A 16416-nucleotide genomic window follows, 5' to 3' on the forward strand; every position below is an offset into this window, starting at 1 on the left:
GAATCCGCACCGGGACAAGGAAAGCGCCCTGACTGCCGGCCCGTGGGGGGACCAGTAGCAGGGCGCTTTCCGTTTTTTCGTTGTCACTCACGGGTTCACCGGGCCCCGCACGGGAGCCCGGTGGTCGTGTACGAGCCTCAGCGGGCCTCGACCGGCACGAAGTCGCGCTCGACGATGCCCGTGTAGATCTGACGCGGGCGGCCGATGCGGGAGCCGGGCTCCTTGATCATCTCGTGCCACTGGGCGATCCAGCCCGGCAGCCGGCCGAGGGCGAACAGGACCGTGAACATCTCGGTCGGGAAGCCCATGGCGCGGTAGATCAGGCCGGTGTAGAAGTCGACGTTCGGGTAGAGGTTGCGCGAGACGAAGTAGTCGTCGGAGAGCGCGTGCTCCTCCAGCTTCAGCGCGATGTCCAGCAGCTCGTCGGACTTGCCGAGAGCGGACAGGACGTCGTGCGCGGCGGCCTTGATGATCTTCGCGCGCGGGTCGAAGGACTTGTACACCCGGTGGCCGAAGCCCATCAGGCGGACGCCGTCCTCCTTGTTCTTCACCTTGCGGATGAAGGAGTCGACGTCGCCGCCGTTGGCCTGGATGCCCTCGAGCATCTCCAGGACCGACTGGTTGGCGCCGCCGTGCAGCGGGCCCCACAGCGCGGAGATGCCGGCGGAGATCGAGGCGAACATGTTCGCCTGCGAGGAGCCGACCAGACGCACGGTGGAGGTCGAACAGTTCTGCTCGTGGTCGGCGTGCAGGATCAGCAGCTTGTCGAGCGCGGAGACGACCACCGGGTCGAGCTCGTAGTCCTGCGCGGGGACCGAGAAGGTCATGCGCAGGAAGTTCTCGACGTACCCGAGGTCGTTGCGCGGGTAGACGAAGGGGTGGCCGATCGACTTCTTGTACGCGTACGCCGCGATCGTCGGAAGCTTCGCGAGCAGCCGGATCGTGGAGAGGTTGCGCTGCTTCTCGTCGAACGGGTTGTGGCTGTCCTGGTAGAAGGTCGACAGCGCCGAGACGACCGAGGAGAGCATCGCCATCGGGTGGGCGTCACGCGGGAAGCCCCGGTAGAAGTTCTTGACGTCCTCGTGCAGCAGGGTGTGCTGCGTGATCTCGTTCTTGAAGGTGGAGAGCTCGTCGATGTTCGGGAGCTCACCGTTGATCAGCAGGTAGGCCACCTCCAGGAAGGTGGAACGCTCGGCCAGCTGCTCGATCGGGTAGCCGCGGTAGCGGAGGATGCCCTGCTCACCGTCGAGATAGGTGATCGCGGATTTGTAGGCGGCTGTATTGCCGTACCCACTGTCCAGCGTCACCAGACCGGTCTGGGCGCGGAGCTTGCCGATGTCGAAGCCCTTGTCGCCGACAGTGCTGTCGATCACCGGGTAGGTGTACTCGCCATCGCCGAACCGCAGTACTACAGAGTTGTCGCTCACGTCATCCCTCACCGACGTTGTGCCTCTTCTTCGAGGTGCCCTGACTGTCTCTACCATCCCCCATTTGGCCCTGGAGAGTGCACTCGGGGTCGACCATTGGGCCTATTGGCGGCACTCAGTGCCGCCAACCTGCTCATCCTGCCGCGTTCGCCCCGCAACCGGAAGTGCTCTGTGACCTTCACGACTCGTTTGATCGATCATTTTTTGTGATGGACCTCGCATCGTGTCCGAAAGGCCCCGTTCGGGGCCCGGGCGGGGCCTTCCGCCGCGCGGGGAGGCGGTGGTTCACGAGCCGGAGAGCCGGAAGTCCAGGGCCGTGCACCGGCGTCCCGCGGACACCGTACGCACCGCCTGGCCTATCGCCTTGCGCGAACCGACGAGAACCACGAGCTTCTTGGCCCGGGTGACCGCCGTATAGAGCAGATTGCGCTGGAGCATCATCCAGGCGCCCGTGGTCACGGGGATCACCACCGCCGGGTACTCGCTGCCCTGGGAACGGTGGATGGTCACCGCGTAGGCGTGGGCCAGTTCGTCGAGCTCGTCGAATTCGTACGGCACCTCCTCGTCCTCGTCGGTGCGCACCGTCAGCCGCTGCTCGACCGGATCCAGGGAGGTGACGACACCCACGGTGCCGTTGAAGACGCCGTTCTCGCCCTTGTCGTAGTTGTTGCGGATCTGCGTGACCTTGTCGCCGACCCGGAAGACACGGCCGCCGATCCGCTTCTCGGCGAGGTCCGGGCGGCCGGGGGTGATGGCCTGCTGGAGCAGTCCGTTCAGAAGCCCCGCGCCGGCCGGACCCCGGTGCATGGGCGCGAGGACCTGGATGTCCCGGCGGGGGTCGAGACCGAATTTGGCCGGAATCCGCCGGGCCACCACGTCCACCGTGAGCCGCCCGGCCTCCTCGGTGTCGTCCTCGACGAACAGGAAGAAGTCCTTCATGCCGTCGGTGAGCGGATGCTGCCCCGAGTTGATCCGGTGGGCGTTGGTCACCACACCGGACTGCTGGGCCTGGCGGAAGACTTTGGTGAGGCGCACCGCGGGAACCGGGCCCCGGTCGGCGAGCAGGTCGCGCAGCACCTCGCCCGCGCCGACGCTCGGAAGCTGGTCGACATCGCCGACGAAGAGCAGATGGGCACCTGGCGGCACCGCCTTGACCAGCTTGTTGGCGAGCAGGAGGTCGAGCATGGAGGCCTCGTCCACGACCACCAGGTCGGCGTCCAGCGGCCGGTCCCTGTCGTAGGCCGCGTCTCCGCCCGGCTTGAACTCCAGGAGCCGGTGCACGGTGGAGGCCTCGGCTCCGGTCAGCTCCGCCAGGCGCTTGGCGGCGCGGCCGGTGGGCGCCGCGAGAACGACCTTGGCCCCCTTGGCGCGGGCCAGCTCCACGATCGAGCGGACCGTGAAGGACTTGCCGCAGCCCGGTCCTCCGGTCAGCACGGCGACCTTCTCGGTGAGCGCGAGCCGGACCGCCGCCTCCTGCTCGGGGGCCAGGTCCGCGCCCGTACGCACCTTGAGCCAGGTCAGTGCCTTGTCCCAGGCCACGTCGCGGAAGCCGGGCATCCGGTCCCGGTCGGCGCGCAGCAGGCGCAGCAGCTGCGCGGACAGCGAGAGTTCGGCACGGTGGAAGGGGACCAGGTAGACGGCCGTCACCGGGTCGCCTCCGTCCGGGCCGGGCACCTTCTCCCGTACGACACCGGGGTCCTCGCCGTCCTCGGCGGGGGCCGCCAGCTCGGCCAGGCACTCGATGACCAGGCCGGTGTCGACCTGGAGCAGCTTCACCGCGTCCGCGATCAGCCGCTCCTCGGGGAGGTAGCAGTGGCCCTGGTCGGTGGACTGCGACAGGGCGTACTGAAGGCCGGCCTTGACGCGCTCCGGGCTGTCGTGCGGGATGCCGACGGACTGGGCGATCTTGTCGGCGGTGAGGAAGCCGATGCCCCAGACGTCGGACGCCAGGCGGTAGGGCTGGTTCTTCACGACAGAGATCGACGCGTCGCCGTACTTCTTGTAGATGCGGACCGCGATGGAGGTGGACACCTCGACGGTCTGGAGGAAGAGCATGACCTCCTTGATCGCCTTCTGCTCCTCCCAGGCGTCGGCGATCCTCCCCGTGCGCTTGGGGCCGAGTCCCGGGACCTCGATGAGCCGCTTCGGCTCCTCCTCGATGATCCGCAGGGTGTCGAGTCCGAAGTGCTGGGTGATGCGGTCGGCGAAGACCGGGCCAATGCCCTTGACCAGGCCTGAGCCGAGGTAGCGGCGGATGCCCTGGACGGTGGCGGGGAGCACCGTCGTGTAGTTCTCCACGGTGAACTGCTTGCCGTACTGCGGGTGGGAGCCCCAGCGGCCCTCCATGCGCAGGGACTCGCCGACCTGGGCGCCGAGCAGGGCGCCGACGACGGTGAGCAGATCGCCCGCCCCCCGGCCGGTGTCGACCCGGGCGACCGTGTATCCGTTCTCCTCGTTGGCGTACGTGATGCGTTCGAGCACGCCTTCCAGCGTGGCCAGTCGCCGCTCGCCTGTCTGGGCGGCCCCCGCCTGATCGGTCATGATCTGACGGTACCGCCCGCCTCCGACAGTGTTCGGGCGCTGTGGACACCTCACCCGATCGCGAGCCGCCGAGGACGCCGCGAGCGCGGTCGCGAAAAATTCGAGGGGCGGAGAAATTTCGAGGGGCCCGGTCCGTCGACCGGGCCCCTCGGTTTTCCCCTCCGTATCAGAACCCCCCGCGATCCCCCCGGATCCCCCTCCAAAGGTCCTGATGCCACGTACGACCCGCGAAGTCGCGGAAGGGTTGTACGGCTTCCGGATTTTTTTTCCGGCGGCCCTTTCGACGTGAACCGTCACCTGACGCGACACGAACCGAACAGGCCTTTGGCACATGCCAGACGCACTAAACACCTGCGGCGGGGAATGCATCACTTGTAGTGAAACCCGCAGGTCAGAAGGGTATTTGGGATGGATCGCCGCCAATAATGTGGACGTCCCCCCACTCCTCCCACAAGGAGCGCAACCATGTCCGAGAGCACCGAGCCCGAGATCGGCCCGTTCACGATCGGCGATCCGCTCGCCTCGCCCGGCAACCCGATCGAGGTACCGGACCGCGACGACGAGTGGACCGTCCCCAAGGGCTTCACCTGGGTCTTCCGCGGCGACGGCAACAGGGAGCTCACCCGCCCGGTGATCATCGCCGACGGCTTCAACCCCGGCGAGAGCGACCTCAAGAAGCTCTACCAGTTCCTGGAGGGCGAGCAGTACGGCTTCCTCGGTGAGCTCCGCCGGCGCGGCATGGACGTGATCCTGCTGGGCTTCAAGAACCGCACGGCGTCCGTCCTGGACAACGCCGAGGCCGTCGAGGCGACCGTCCTGGAGACCATCGCCCACCGTGTCGGCGGCCACCGGCTGGTCGTGGGCGGCTTCAGCATGGGCGGGCTGGTCACCCGCTACGCCCTGGCCAGGATGGAGAGCCGGGCCATGGACCACCAGACAGGGGTGTACTTCTCCTACGACACCCCGCACCGCGGCGCCTCGATCCCCATCGGGGTCCAGGCGTTCTCCTACCTGCTCCCCCGGGGCCTCGACCTCAAGCCGCACCCCTTCACCCAGCAGATGGACAGCCCGGCCGCGCGGCAGATGCTGTGGCAGCACTACGACAACAAGACCGGGAAGACCGGCGTCGCCCCGGAGCGCGAGACGCTGCTGAGCGAACTCGACCGGGTCGGCCAGTGGCCGCGGATCCCGCTCAAGGTGGCCGTCGCCAACGGCCGCGGCGACGGCGTCGGGCTGCCCGAGATCGAGCCCGGCGAGGTCACGCTGCGGCTCGACGTCCGCTACCCCGGCACCACCTTCTACGCCCAGGCCCAGGGTGACGACGTGACGGTCGCCTATCTGAAGCGGACGTTCCCGGCGACCGAGAAGACCATCACCACCAACGGCTTCCCCGAGCTGGACGGCGCACCGGGCGGCACGCTCGCGACGTACGGGATCCTCGCCCAGTCGATCGCGGAGGCGGGCGGGGAGGCCGATCTGCGGCACGCCGAGGTGTGCTTCGTCCCCTCGGTGAGCGCGGTCGACATCCTGGACTTCGAGAACCAGGCCGACCTGTATGCCGAGGTCAACAGCCTGGACCCGGAGACGAGCGGCCTGGACGCGTTCCTCTGTTCCCCCACGACGACGGCGCACACCCTCCCGACCGAGGAGCTGTGCACCTGGCTGATGGACCACTTCGAGAAGTGACCGTCATACCCGTCGCCCGTCTCCCCCACGGGCGGGCGACGACCCCTCCTCCATCACCTCCTAGTACCCATGACAGCGGGACCGGGACCGGTCCCGCTGTCAGCGGACCACGTGCTCCACGAACCGTGCCGCCGTCTCCGCCAGCACCTCGCGCCCGTCCCTGGCCCACAGCTCCTCGTTGAAGAGTTCGACCTCGATGGGTCCGGTGTAACCCGCCGCCTCGACCAGGCCGCGCCACACGCGGAAGTCGACCGAGCCGTCGCCGAGCTGGCCGCGGCCGTTGAGGACACCCTCGGGAAGCGGGGTGGTCCAGTCGGCGAGCTGGAAGCTGTGGATCCGGCCCCCCGCCCCCGCGCGGGCGATCTGGGCGGGCGCCGTGTCGTCCCACCAGAGGTGGTACGTGTCGACGGTGACGCCCACCTGCTCGGCGGGGAAGCGTTCCGCGAGGTCCAGGGCCTGGGCGAGCGTGGACACCACACAGCGGTCGGCCGCGTACATCGGGTGCAGCGGTTCGACGGCCAGGCGCACGCCGCGGGAGGCGGCGTACGGGCCCAGTTCGCCGAGCGCGTCGGCGATGCGCTCGCGGGCGCCGCGCAGGTCCTTCGAGCCGGACGGCAGGCCGCCGGAGACCAGGACGAGGGTGTCGGTGCCGAGGACCGCGGCCTCGTCGACGGCGGCCCGGTTGTCGTCCAGCGCGCGCCGCCGCTCCCCGGGGTCGATCGCCGTGAGGAAGCCGCCCCGGCACAGGGTGGTGACGGCCAGACCGGCGTCGTGGACGAGCTTCGCGGTGGCGTCGAGGCCGTACGACCGCACGGGTTCGCGCCACAGGCCGACGCCCGGGACGCCCGTCTCCCGGCAGGCCGCGACCAGTTCGGGCATCGAGAGCTGTCTGACCGTCATCTGGTTGACGGAGAAGCGGGCGAGGTCGGTCATGGGGTCACTCCGTACAGGGCGAGCAGGGTCTTCATCCGGGTCTCGGCGCGCCCTGGGTCCGGGAACAGGCCCAGCCCGTCGGCCAGTTCGTAGGCGTGGGCGAGGTGCGGCAGGGAGCGGGCCGACTGGAGGCCGCCCACCATCGCGAAGTGGTCCTGGTGGCCCGCGAGCCAGGCCAGCAGGACGACACCGGTCTTGTAGAAGCGGGTCGGGGGCTGGAAGAGGTGCCGGGACAACTCGACGGTGGGGTCGAGGAGTTCACGGAAGCCCTTGACGTCACCGGTGTCCAGGACCCGTACGGCCCGCGCGGCGAGGGGGCCGAGCGGGTCGAAGACGCCGAGCAGCGCGTGACTGAAGCCGCGCTCGTCGCCCGCGATCAGCTCGGGGTAGTTGAAGTCGTCGCCGGTGTAGCAGCGGACGCCGTCCGGGAGGCGGCGGCGCAGTTCGACCTCCCGGCGGGCGTCCAGCAGGGAGACCTTGACGCCGTCCACCTTGTCCGGGTGGGCGGCGATGACCTCCAGGAACACCTCCGTGGCCGCGTCCAGGTCGCCGGAGCCCCAGTAGCCCTCCAGGGCCGGGTCGAACATCGGGCCCAGCCAGTGCAGGATCACCGGGTCGGCGGCCTGGCGCAGCAGACGGCCGTAGACGTCGAGGTAGTCCTCGGGTCCGGCGGCGGTCGCGGCGAGCGCCCGGGAGGCCATCAGGATCGCCTGCGCACCCGACTCCTCGACGAGGGCGAGCTGTTCCTCGTACGCGGCCCGCACCTCGTGGAGCGTGGCCGGGCCCGTGAGCTGGTCCGTGCCGGCGCCGCAGGCGATCCTGCCGCCGACGGCCCTGGCCTCGGCCGAGGAGCGCCGGATCAGTTCGGCCGCCCCGGCCCAGTCCAGGCCCATCCCGCGCTGGGCGGTGTCCATCGCTTCGGCGACACCGAGGCCGTGCGACCACAGATGGCGCCGGAAGGCGAGCGTGGCGTCCCAGTCGACGGCGGCGGGCGCGTCGGGCGAGACGTCCGCGTACGGATCGGCGACGACGTGCGCGGCGGAGAAGACCGTACGGGAGGCGAGGGGCGCGCCGTCGGGAAGGACGGCGAGGGGGTCCCTGCGCGGCTCGTAGGTCCGCAACCGGCCGCCGGCGCCCGGGAGTCGGATGGTCACAGGGCGATCTCCGGAACGTCGATGCGGCGGCCCTCGGCCGAGGATCTCAGGCCCAGTTCGGCGAGTTGCACGCCGCGGGCGCCGGCGAGGAGGTCCCAGCGGTAGGGGGCGTCGGCGTAGACGTGCCGCAGGAACAGCTCCCACTGGGCCTTGAAGCCGTTGTCGAACTCGGCGTTGTCGGGGACCTCCTGCCATTGGTCACGGAAGGAGTAGGTGGCCGGGATGTCGGGGTTCCAGACCGGCTTGGGGGTGGAACCGCGGTGCTGGACGCGGCAGTTGCGCAGTCCCGCGACGGCGGACCCCTCCGTGCCGTCGACCTGGAACTCCACGAGCTCGTCACGGTTGACGCGCACGGCCCAGGAGGAGTTGATCTGGGCGACCGCGCCGCCCTCCAGCTCGAAGATGCCGTAGGCGGCGTCGTCGGCCGTGGCGTCGTAGGGCTTGCCCCGCTCGTCCCAGCGCTGCGGGACGTGGGTGGCGGTCAGCGCCTGCACCGAGGTGACGCGGCCGAACAGCTCGTGCAGGACGTACTCCCAGTGCGGGAACATGTCGACGACGATGCCGCCGCCGTCCTCGGCGCGGTAGTTCCAGGAGGGCCGCTGGGCGCTCTGCCAGTCGCCCTCGAAGACCCAGTAGCCGAACTCCCCGCGGACGGACAGGATCCGCCCGAAGAAGCCGCCGTCGACGAGCCGCTTCAGTTTGAGCAGGCCGGGGAGGAAGAGCTTGTCCTGGACGACGCCGTGCTTGACGCCCGCGGCGTGCGCGAGACGGGCCAGTTCGAGGGCTCCGTCGAACCCGGTGGCGGTGGGCTTCTCCGTGTAGATGTGCTTGCCGGCGGCGACGGCCTTCCTGAGGGCCTCCTCGCGGGCGGACGTCACCTGGGCGTCGAAGTAGAGGTCGACGGACGGATCGGCGAGCACCGCGTCCAGGTCGGTCGACCAGTGATCGAGGCCGTGCCGCTCGGCGAGCGCCTTCAGGGCGTGCTCGCGACGGCCGACGAGGACGGGCTCGGGCCACAGCACGGTGCCGTCGCCGAGGTCGAGGCCGCCCTGGTCACGCAGGGCGAGAATCGAGCGGACAAGGTGCTGGCGGTAGCCCATGCGTCCCGTCACGCCGTTCATGGCGATCCGCACCGTCTTGCGTGTCACGTCATTCCCTTCGTACGCGTCAGGCGCCGAGCACGCTCACAGGTGAACGTGCTAGCAAGCGCTTTCTATCTGCTGAGAAGCTAGCCTCTGTGCAGCGGTCCGGACAAGACCACCGCGAAGTCGAGTTGTTCGAGGGGGCGAACGACGGGGGCCGTTGGCCGTATGGTCTGCACGGACCCTGCCCACAGGAAGCGGCGCACCCGGCCTTCTGCTCCGTGTTCGACGCCGTACGACGCCGTACGACGAGACAAGACCAGGCACGACGACGTACGAGACGTACGAAGTGGCACGACACAACGCGCGACCGGAGGACGACGAGATGACGGTGACCCTGGCGGACGTGGCGGCCCGCGCACAGGTCTCTCCCGCGACGGTGTCGCGCGTGCTGAACGGGAACTACCCCGTGGCCACCTCCACGCGTGAGCGGGTCCTGCGGGCGGTGGACGAACTGGACTACGTACTGAACGGGCCGGCGAGCTCGCTGGCCGCGGCGACCTCCGACCTCGTCGGCATCCTGGTCAACGACATCGCCGACCCCTTCTTCGGGATCATGGCCGCGGCCATCCAGTCGGAGATCGGCGGGCCCGGGGGGCGCGCGGGCGGGGAACGGCTCGGGGTCGTCTGCAACACCGGCGGCTCCCCGGAACGCGAGCTCACCTATCTCACCCTCCTTCAGCGCCAGCGCGCCGCCGCGGTCGTGCTCACCGGCGGCGCCATAGAGGACACCGCGCACGCGGGCGCGGTCGCGGCCAAGCTGCGCAAGCTGACGGAAGCGGGCACCCGGGTCGTGCTGTGCGGGCGGCCGCCCGCGCCGGAGGCGCCCGGGGCGATCGCGCTCACCTTCGACAACCGCGGTGGCGGCAGACAGCTCACCGAGCACCTGATCGGCCTCGGGCACCGGCGGCTCGGATACATCGCGGGACCCGAGGAACGCACGACGACCCGCCACCGGCTGGAGGGTCACCGCGCCGCGCTCGACGCCCACGGCATCGAGGACGACCCCCGGCGCACCGTGCACGGCCGCTACGACCGCCGGTCCGGTTACGAGGCGACGCTGGAACTCCTGCGCCGTGACCCGTCGTTGACGGCGGTCGTCGCCGCGAACGACACTGTGGCGCTGGGCGCCTGCGCGGCGCTGCGCGACTCCGGTCTCGACATCCCCGGCGACGTGTCCGTCGCGGGCTTCGACGATCTGCCGTTCAGCATCGACGCGGTGCCCGCCCTCACGACCGTACGGCTGCCGCTCTCCGAGGCGGGCGCCCGTGCCGGGCGGATCGCCATGGGCCGCGAGGAGCCGCCGCCGGGCGGGATCGCCACGGTGCGCGGCGAGCTGATGGTGCGGGGGTCCGCCGGGGTTCCCCGGGACTGACCTCTCCCTCCCGGACTCCCCCGGGCCTGGACCCACTGCCGCGAGGTGGCTCCGGGTTCCCGGGGTTCCCAGGCCCCCAGGGGCTCAGCCTTTCTTCGCCCCCTCCACCCCTGCCCGACCCGTACCTGGGGCTCCGCCCCAGACCCCGCTCCTCAAACGCCGGAGGGGCTGGATCTTGCCCCCGCAGTAAAAAAGTGGCCCGGACAGACTGGATCTCGCACCCGCAGCCGGGATCCGGCCGGAGGGGCCGTGCCGGTACATCACATGCCCGTCGCTTACGCCCGGATCGAGCAGCGGCTCCCTCCCAAACCCACGTCTGATCCAACGGCGACGGGCGGATGTACCGGCACGGCCCCGACCCACCCACCGGAGCCGCACCACACCCGCGAACGCCGGCGCAGCGACCCGGCACCGCAGGGTAGGCCCGAGAGTCCCGGCGGTTCTATGCTCGGGGTGGCGATTACCTCTGACTGGGTCAGGCATCGCATCCAGGAGGAGCAGGCCGACCGTGACCGTGTAAAGCCGACCTTCGGGGCCGATCATGACCGTCCAGGACGTCCGCTCATTCAACCGCTTCTACACGAACGTCATCGGCGCGCTCGACTACGGCCGCCATCTCTACGCGCCGTACACGCTGACCGAGTCCCGCGTCCTCTACGAACTGGCGCACACGCCCCAGGCGGACGCCGCCGACCTCCGGACCCGGCTCTCCTTGGACTCCGGCTACCTGAGCCGGATCCTGAACAAGTTCGAGCAGGACGGGCTGGTCGAGCGGGCCGCGTCCGAGAAGGACCCGCGGCGCCGCCGGATCACGCTCACCGCGCGCGGCCGGGACGCCGCCGCTCTGCTGGACGAACGGGCACGCCAGAGCGTGGGCACGCTGCTGGCGACCGTGCCGCCGGCCGACCGGCCACGACTCGCGGAGGCGATGCGCACGGTACGGACCCTCCTGGGGGACGGGCGGGCCGCGCCGGGCCCCGAGGACGCCCTCCTGCGCGAGCCGGGACCCGGCGACCTCGGCTGGATCGTGCAGCGCAACGCGGCGCTGTACGCGGCCGAGTACGGCTGGAACGCCGACTACGAGGGCCTGGTCGCGAGGATCGTCGCCGACTTCGCCGAGGACCACGACCCGCACCTGGAGCGGGTGTGGATCGCCGAGCTCGACGGGCGGCCCGTCGGGTGCGTGATGTGCGTACGGGACGACGCTCCCGGCACCGCCCGCCTCCGGCTGCTGCTGGTCGAGCCGGAGACACGGGGGCTCGGCATCGGCGACCGTCTCGTCCGGGCCGTCACCGACTTCGCGCGCGGGGTCGGCTATCACGAGCTCGTCCTGTGGACCAACGACGTCCTGGCCGCCGCCCGGCGGATCTACCGGCGCCACGGCTTCGTCCTGGTCGCCGAGAAGCCGCACCGGTCCTTCGGCGCGGATCTGACGGGCCAGGACTGGCGGCTGGACCTGCGCGCCGGCCAGGAATGACACGGACCGCGTGGCGTGCGCACAGGGCCGGTCGGGGGCGCGCGCCCGGGGCCTGTCCGGCGTGATCCGCCGCTCGGGCCCCGCCGCCCGCCGCCCGGACGCGCGCCTCCGTGTCCGGAGTGCGGACAGCGCGTCCGCCCGCTGAACGGATCCGCATCGCGGAGTTAACGCAACCACCCACCGTACGGATCCGCTCACGCAACCTGGGTACGGAATCGTGCTCCCCCAAGTCACCGATTCTTTGGGGGAGTTGGCATATATGCAAGGCACCGTGGACGGCTTCGAGTTCGGGGCGGTGACTCCGGCGGCCTCCTACATCGTCGCCTGTGTGGCCAGCGCCCTGGGGCTGCGCTGCGTCGTCCGTTCACTGAACAACCGGCAGTCGTGGAAGCCCGGTTGGCTGGCGCTCGGGGCGGGGACCATCGGCTGCGGCATCTGGACCATGCACTTCGTCGCGATGGCCGGCTTCAGGATCCAGGGGATCCCGATCGACTACGACGCCCGGCTGACATCGCTGAGTCTCGTGGTGGCGATCGCGCTGGTCGGCATCGGCGTCTTCGCCGTGGGATACCGCGGGGCCACCCCCGCCACCCTGACCGCGGCCGGGATCCTCACCGGGCTCGCCGTGGTGGCCACGCACTACACCGGCATGGCCGCGCTCGAGCTGAACGGGTCCCTGGAGTACGACTCGCTCACGGTGTCGGCCTCCGTGCTGCTCGCGGTCACCGCCGCGACCGCCGCGCTGTGGACCGCCGCGTCCTACCGGGGTCTCCCGGCCGCCCTCGGCGCCAGTCTCCTCATGGGCGTCGCGCTGACCGGCACGCACTACACCGGCATGGCCGCCCTCGGAGTGCATCTGCGCGGCGCCACGGACGCTTCGTACATGACCGGGGCGTACGGCACCAGCTCGTCGGCCTCGATCCTGCTCCCCATGCTCATCGGACCGGTCGTCTTCCTGATCCTGGCCGGAGTCGTGGTGATGTTCGACCCCCAGCTCGTCCTCGGCGACGGGGAGTGGAGCCGGGTCACCCCGCGCCGGCGCCGGGCCGCGGCGGCCGTGCCCGAGCCCCCCGCGCAGCCCCCGCAGACCGGCTCCCTCTTCGATCCCCGCGACCAGCACCCGGGCCGGCACGCCAGCCCGCGCGGGCGGTGAGCCGCGCCGTCCCGTCCAGACACCACTCCAGCATCGCGGGCCAGGTCCCGTACCCGCCGTCCATAGCGAGATTCCCGGCCCCTCGGTCCACTGGCTCCGGCGGTCCGTCGCGGGCGAAGGCCTTTGGACCGACCGCGCGGCCCCGGCGACAACGTGCCGCCTCGGCGCCCCCTGATCCGAACGGCGGACCCTAGGACCGGCGGACCGTCGCGCCGGTGGCCCGGGACGATGCCCGGGCCACCCTCGCGGACAGCCTGTCCCGGCACCCGGGCCACTCCGCCGCCGTCACCGAGAAGACCGCGGAGTCGCGCAGCAGGCCTTCCTCGCCGGGCGCCCAGGAGCGGGACCAGTTGCGCAGGACGCCCTCCAGACGGGCGCCGGTGCTCGCGATCGCGGCGCGGGAGCGGGCGTTGCGGGCGTCGGTCTTCAGGTCCACGCGTGCCACGCCCCACTCCTCGAAGGCGTGCCCGAAGAGCAGGAGCTTGGACTCGGCGTTCAGGCCGGTGCCCTGGGCCGAGGCGGCGAGCCAGGTGAACCCGACCTCGACGGCGTCGAGCCGGTCGTCCGAGCGCCAGCACCGCGGCTCCCAGTACGAGGTGGCACCGACCGCCCGTCCGGAGGCGAGGGAGATCTGCGCGTAGGGCGCCAGCCTGCCTGTCGCGGCGCGGGCGAGCTGCGCGTCGACGTAGTCCCCGACCTCGTCGGCCCGGGGCACCCAGGTGAACGCGTACGAGTCCCGGCGTTCCTCCGCCGCCTCGGCGAGGTCGGCCGTGTGCCCGTGTCCGAGCGGCTCCAGCCGTACCAGCGTGCCTTCGAGGACCGGCCCCTCCAACTGGAAACCCAACGCCCCGCACCCCTTCGCCGACCGGTATGTGTCCGCTGCGATTCCTATGCGCTGGGGGCCGCGTGTGTCCAGCGGTTATACGTCCTCGACGGTGCCGGCGTACCGGGCCCGCTCGGCGGCCAGGACGGTGAGGTGGCTGGTCAGGGACTCGCGCGGACCCGACTTCACCAGGTCGGGGTTCCCGGTGGCGACGGCTGCGACGAAGGCGTCCATCAGCCCGGCGTCACCGCCCCCGTGTCCGCCCGCCGCGTCCATGCCGCCCGGGGCCGTGAGGTCGACGGCCTCCTCGGTCCGGGTCAGGAAGTCGTAGACGCTCAGACTCCCGCCGTCGCCGCGCAGTTCGCCGCGGGTCCCGAAGATCCGGGTCCGGCGGTCGGCCTGTTCGGTGAAGGCGGTCATGGTGAAGGTGGCGGTGGCCCCGGAGGCGAACTCCATCGACACCACCTGGTGGTCGACCACGTCGTTGTCGCAGGCGTACACGCACCGCCCGTACGGGCCCTCGCGCAGGGCGGTCTCCAGGGCCTCGGGGGTGAAGTCGTCGACGAGCACGCTCAGCGGCCAGTGGTGTTCGCCGCGGGCGAGCCGGTCGCCGTACTCGCGCCGGGCGGAGTAGGGGCAGGCGTTCTCCACCGCGCAGTCGAGGCAGCGGTCGGCGGCGCCCTCGGGCCTGTTCTCGGGCCGGAAGTGCGAGAGGCGCCCGAAACTGGAGACGCGGACGGGGGGTTGGCCGAGGACGTACTGCAACCAGTCGATGTCGTGGCAGGACTTGGCCATCAGCATGGACGTGGCCCGGTCCGTACGGCCCCAGTTGCCCCGGACGAAGGAGTGGGCCTGGTGCCAGAAGCCGACGGGTTCCAGGTGCTGGACGTTGACCACGTCACCGAGCCGGCCGGAGTCCACCACCTCCTTCACGGCGCGGGTGTACCGGGTGTAGCGCAGGACGTGTCCGACCGCGAGGATCACCCCGGCCTTCTCCACGGCGTCGACGATCCGCCGGCACTCGTCCTCGGTGAGGGCCATCGGCTTCTCCAGCAGGATGTGGTAGCCGAGGGCCGCGAACTCCAGGACGGGCTCCAGGTGTTCGCGGTCGAGGGTGCAGACCAGCACCGCGTCCGCGATCCGGCCGCGGGCGGCCAGCACCCGCCAGTCGTCCACCGCGGCGTCCGGTTCCAGACCGTGGGCGGCCGCGAACCGGTCGCGCCGGGTCTCCCGGGGCTCGGCGACGGCCACCACCCGGGCCCGCTCCGGGTGGCCCAGGGCCCAGCGCGCGTGGCCGGTCCCGCGGTCCCCGGCACCGACGACGGCGAGTGTGACAACGGAGGCGACGGGAGACATCTGTTCACCGCTTTCCCGCTCGGGGCTCAGGCGCGGTCGGCGCCGTCCGTCGCGAAGCTAGCCGCCCCGGTTCTTCCCGACAAGACGTCCTGGGCGGCCGCCGGGACCGCTCAGTCCTCGTCCCCGGCGGCCGCCCAGGCCCCGAACACCTCGTGGAAGGCGGGGAACGTCTTGCGGACGCATCCGGGGTCGTCGAAGGTCATGCCCGGGGCACGCAGCGACGTCACCGCGAAGGCCATGGCGATGCGGTGGTCGCCGTAGGTCCTGATCCCGGTGGCGGCGGGGACGCCCGGGTGGATCTCGATCCAGTCGGGGCCGGTCTCCACCCGGATGCCGAGGCCCCGGAGGTTCTCCGCGCAGGCCTCCAGGCGGTCGCACTCCTTGACCCGGGTGTTGGCGACGTCCTCGATGCGGACCGGAGCGGTGGCGAAGGGCGCGATCGCGGCGAGCGTCGGCATGGTGTCGGAGATGTCCCGCATGTTGACGGTGAGGCCGCGCAGTTCGCCGGTGCCGCGGACGGTCGTGCGGTCGGGCCCGGTCTCCACGTGCGCGCCCATCCGGCGCAGGACGTCCACGAAGCCGAGGTCGCCCTGGAGCGCCCCGGCGCCGAGGCCGTGCACGGTGACCTCACGGCCGGTCAGGGCGGCCGCCGCGAAGAAGTAGCTCGCGGTGGAGGCGTCGGGCTCGATGGGGTAGGTGGTGGCCCGGTAACCGCCGGGCGCCACCTCGAAGACGTCGCCGTCCACCGTCACGTCCGCCCCGAACGCGCGCATCATCGCGAGGGTGATGCCGATGTACGGGGCGGAGACCAGGTCGGTGACCTCGATGCGCAGGCCCGTGCGGGTCAGCGGGCCGAGCAGGAGCAGGGCGGTGAGGTACTGGGAGGATTGGCCGGCGTCGAGGGTGACCGTGCCGCCCTCCACGCCGGACGCCGCGATGCTCAGCGGGTGGTGGCCCTCCGCCTCCTCGTGCCGCAGGTCCACGCCCAGGTCGCGCAGCGCCTTCGACAGGGGTCCCAGCGGGCGCCGGCGCATCTGGGCGGAGGCGTCGAAGCGGTAGGTGCCGTGTCCCGCGGCGACGAGGGCCGGCAGGAAGCGGGCCGTGGTGGCGCCGTCCCGGCAGTACACGTCGGCCCGTGCCACGGCCGGACCCCCCGGACGGCCGTCGATGTGCCAGTCGTCCGGGGTCCGGCCGACGCGGTAGCCGAGCCGGGTCAGGCCCTCGGCGAAGCCCTCGGTGTCGTCCGAGCGGAGCGGGCGGACCAGGCGGGTGACCCCGTCGGCCGCCGCTGCCAGGAAGAGCGCGCGGGCGGTGATGGACTTGGAACCGGGAATGTCGACGACGGCCAT

The 16416-nt window shown here is 71.2% G+C and carries 12 protein-coding genes; 4 read left to right on the top strand and 8 right to left on the bottom strand.

What is annotated here, in order from left to right; translation table 11 throughout:
• Nucleotides 1-137 precede the first annotated feature (137 nt).
• Complete coding sequence (locus tag OG485_RS17045; protein ID WP_328669219.1) at nt 138-1427, bottom strand: citrate synthase; 1290 nt, start codon at nt 1425-1427, stop codon at nt 138-140.
• Nucleotides 1428-1712: 285 nt separating this feature from the next.
• Entirely contained in the window at nt 1713-3968 is a 2256-nt protein-coding gene (gene recD2, locus OG485_RS17050; RefSeq protein WP_328669220.1) for an SF1B family DNA helicase RecD2, read from the bottom strand.
• Nucleotides 3969-4433: 465 nt separating this feature from the next.
• On the opposite strand from recD2, the gene OG485_RS17055 reads away from it, so the two are divergent.
• On the top strand, nt 4434-5654 hold the full coding sequence (locus OG485_RS17055) for an esterase/lipase family protein (protein ID WP_328669221.1): 1221 nt from the start codon (nt 4434-4436) through the stop codon (nt 5652-5654).
• Between the two features lie 99 nt (nt 5655-5753).
• On the opposite strand, the gene OG485_RS17060 is transcribed toward OG485_RS17055, so the two are convergent.
• The 3 genes from OG485_RS17060 to OG485_RS17070 are packed head-to-tail and all read right to left on the bottom strand — an operon-like array spanning nt 5754 to nt 8889.
• On the bottom strand, nt 5754-6587 hold the full coding sequence (locus OG485_RS17060) for a sugar phosphate isomerase/epimerase family protein (RefSeq protein ID WP_328669222.1): 834 nt from the start codon (nt 6585-6587) through the stop codon (nt 5754-5756).
• Complete coding sequence (locus OG485_RS17065) at nt 6584-7741, bottom strand: dihydrodipicolinate synthase family protein (protein WP_328669223.1); 1158 nt, start codon at nt 7739-7741, stop codon at nt 6584-6586. The genes OG485_RS17060 and OG485_RS17065 overlap by 4 nt, the downstream gene beginning before the upstream one ends.
• Nucleotides 7738-8889, bottom strand: coding sequence for a Gfo/Idh/MocA family protein (locus tag OG485_RS17070; protein WP_328669224.1), 1152 nt, complete (start codon nt 8887-8889; stop codon nt 7738-7740). Before OG485_RS17070 ends, OG485_RS17065 begins: the two co-directional genes overlap by 4 nt.
• A gap of 319 nt (nt 8890-9208) precedes the next feature.
• Between OG485_RS17070 and OG485_RS17075 the strand changes: the two genes are divergently transcribed.
• The 3 genes from OG485_RS17075 (at nt 9209) to OG485_RS17085 (ending at nt 12888) form a co-directional block, all read left to right on the top strand.
• Nucleotides 9209-10258 (top strand): LacI family DNA-binding transcriptional regulator, encoded by a 1050-nt coding sequence (locus OG485_RS17075; protein ID WP_328669225.1) that lies wholly within the window; start codon nt 9209-9211, stop codon nt 10256-10258.
• A 541-nt stretch (nt 10259-10799) separates the two neighbouring features.
• Entirely contained in the window at nt 10800-11735 is a 936-nt protein-coding gene (locus tag OG485_RS17080) for a bifunctional helix-turn-helix transcriptional regulator/GNAT family N-acetyltransferase (RefSeq protein ID WP_328669226.1), read from the top strand.
• A gap of 259 nt (nt 11736-11994) precedes the next feature.
• The gene (locus OG485_RS17085; RefSeq protein ID WP_328669227.1) at nt 11995-12888 is read left to right on the top strand and encodes an MHYT domain-containing protein; all 894 of its coding nucleotides are present in this window, start codon (nt 11995-11997) and stop codon (nt 12886-12888) included.
• A gap of 190 nt (nt 12889-13078) precedes the next feature.
• Here OG485_RS17085 and OG485_RS17090 read toward each other — a convergent pair whose 3' ends face one another.
• From OG485_RS17090 to aroA, 3 genes are all read right to left on the bottom strand, one after another.
• Nucleotides 13079-13732, bottom strand: a complete 654-nt coding sequence (locus OG485_RS17090; protein ID WP_328669228.1) for a GNAT family N-acetyltransferase — start codon at nt 13730-13732, stop codon at nt 13079-13081.
• Between the two features lie 75 nt (nt 13733-13807).
• Nucleotides 13808-15067, bottom strand: coding sequence for a Gfo/Idh/MocA family protein (locus OG485_RS17095; protein WP_328669229.1), 1260 nt, complete (start codon nt 15065-15067; stop codon nt 13808-13810).
• Between the two features lie 110 nt (nt 15068-15177).
• Nucleotides 15178-16416 carry a 3-phosphoshikimate 1-carboxyvinyltransferase gene (aroA, locus tag OG485_RS17100; protein WP_328669230.1) on the bottom strand — a complete coding sequence of 413 codons (1239 nt, stop codon included), beginning with the start codon at nt 16414-16416 and terminating at the stop codon, nt 15178-15180.

Origin of the sequence: Streptomyces sp. NBC_00328 (genome assembly GCF_036139655.1) — a bacterium.
GTDB lineage: Bacteria > Actinomycetota > Actinomycetes > Streptomycetales > Streptomycetaceae > Streptomyces.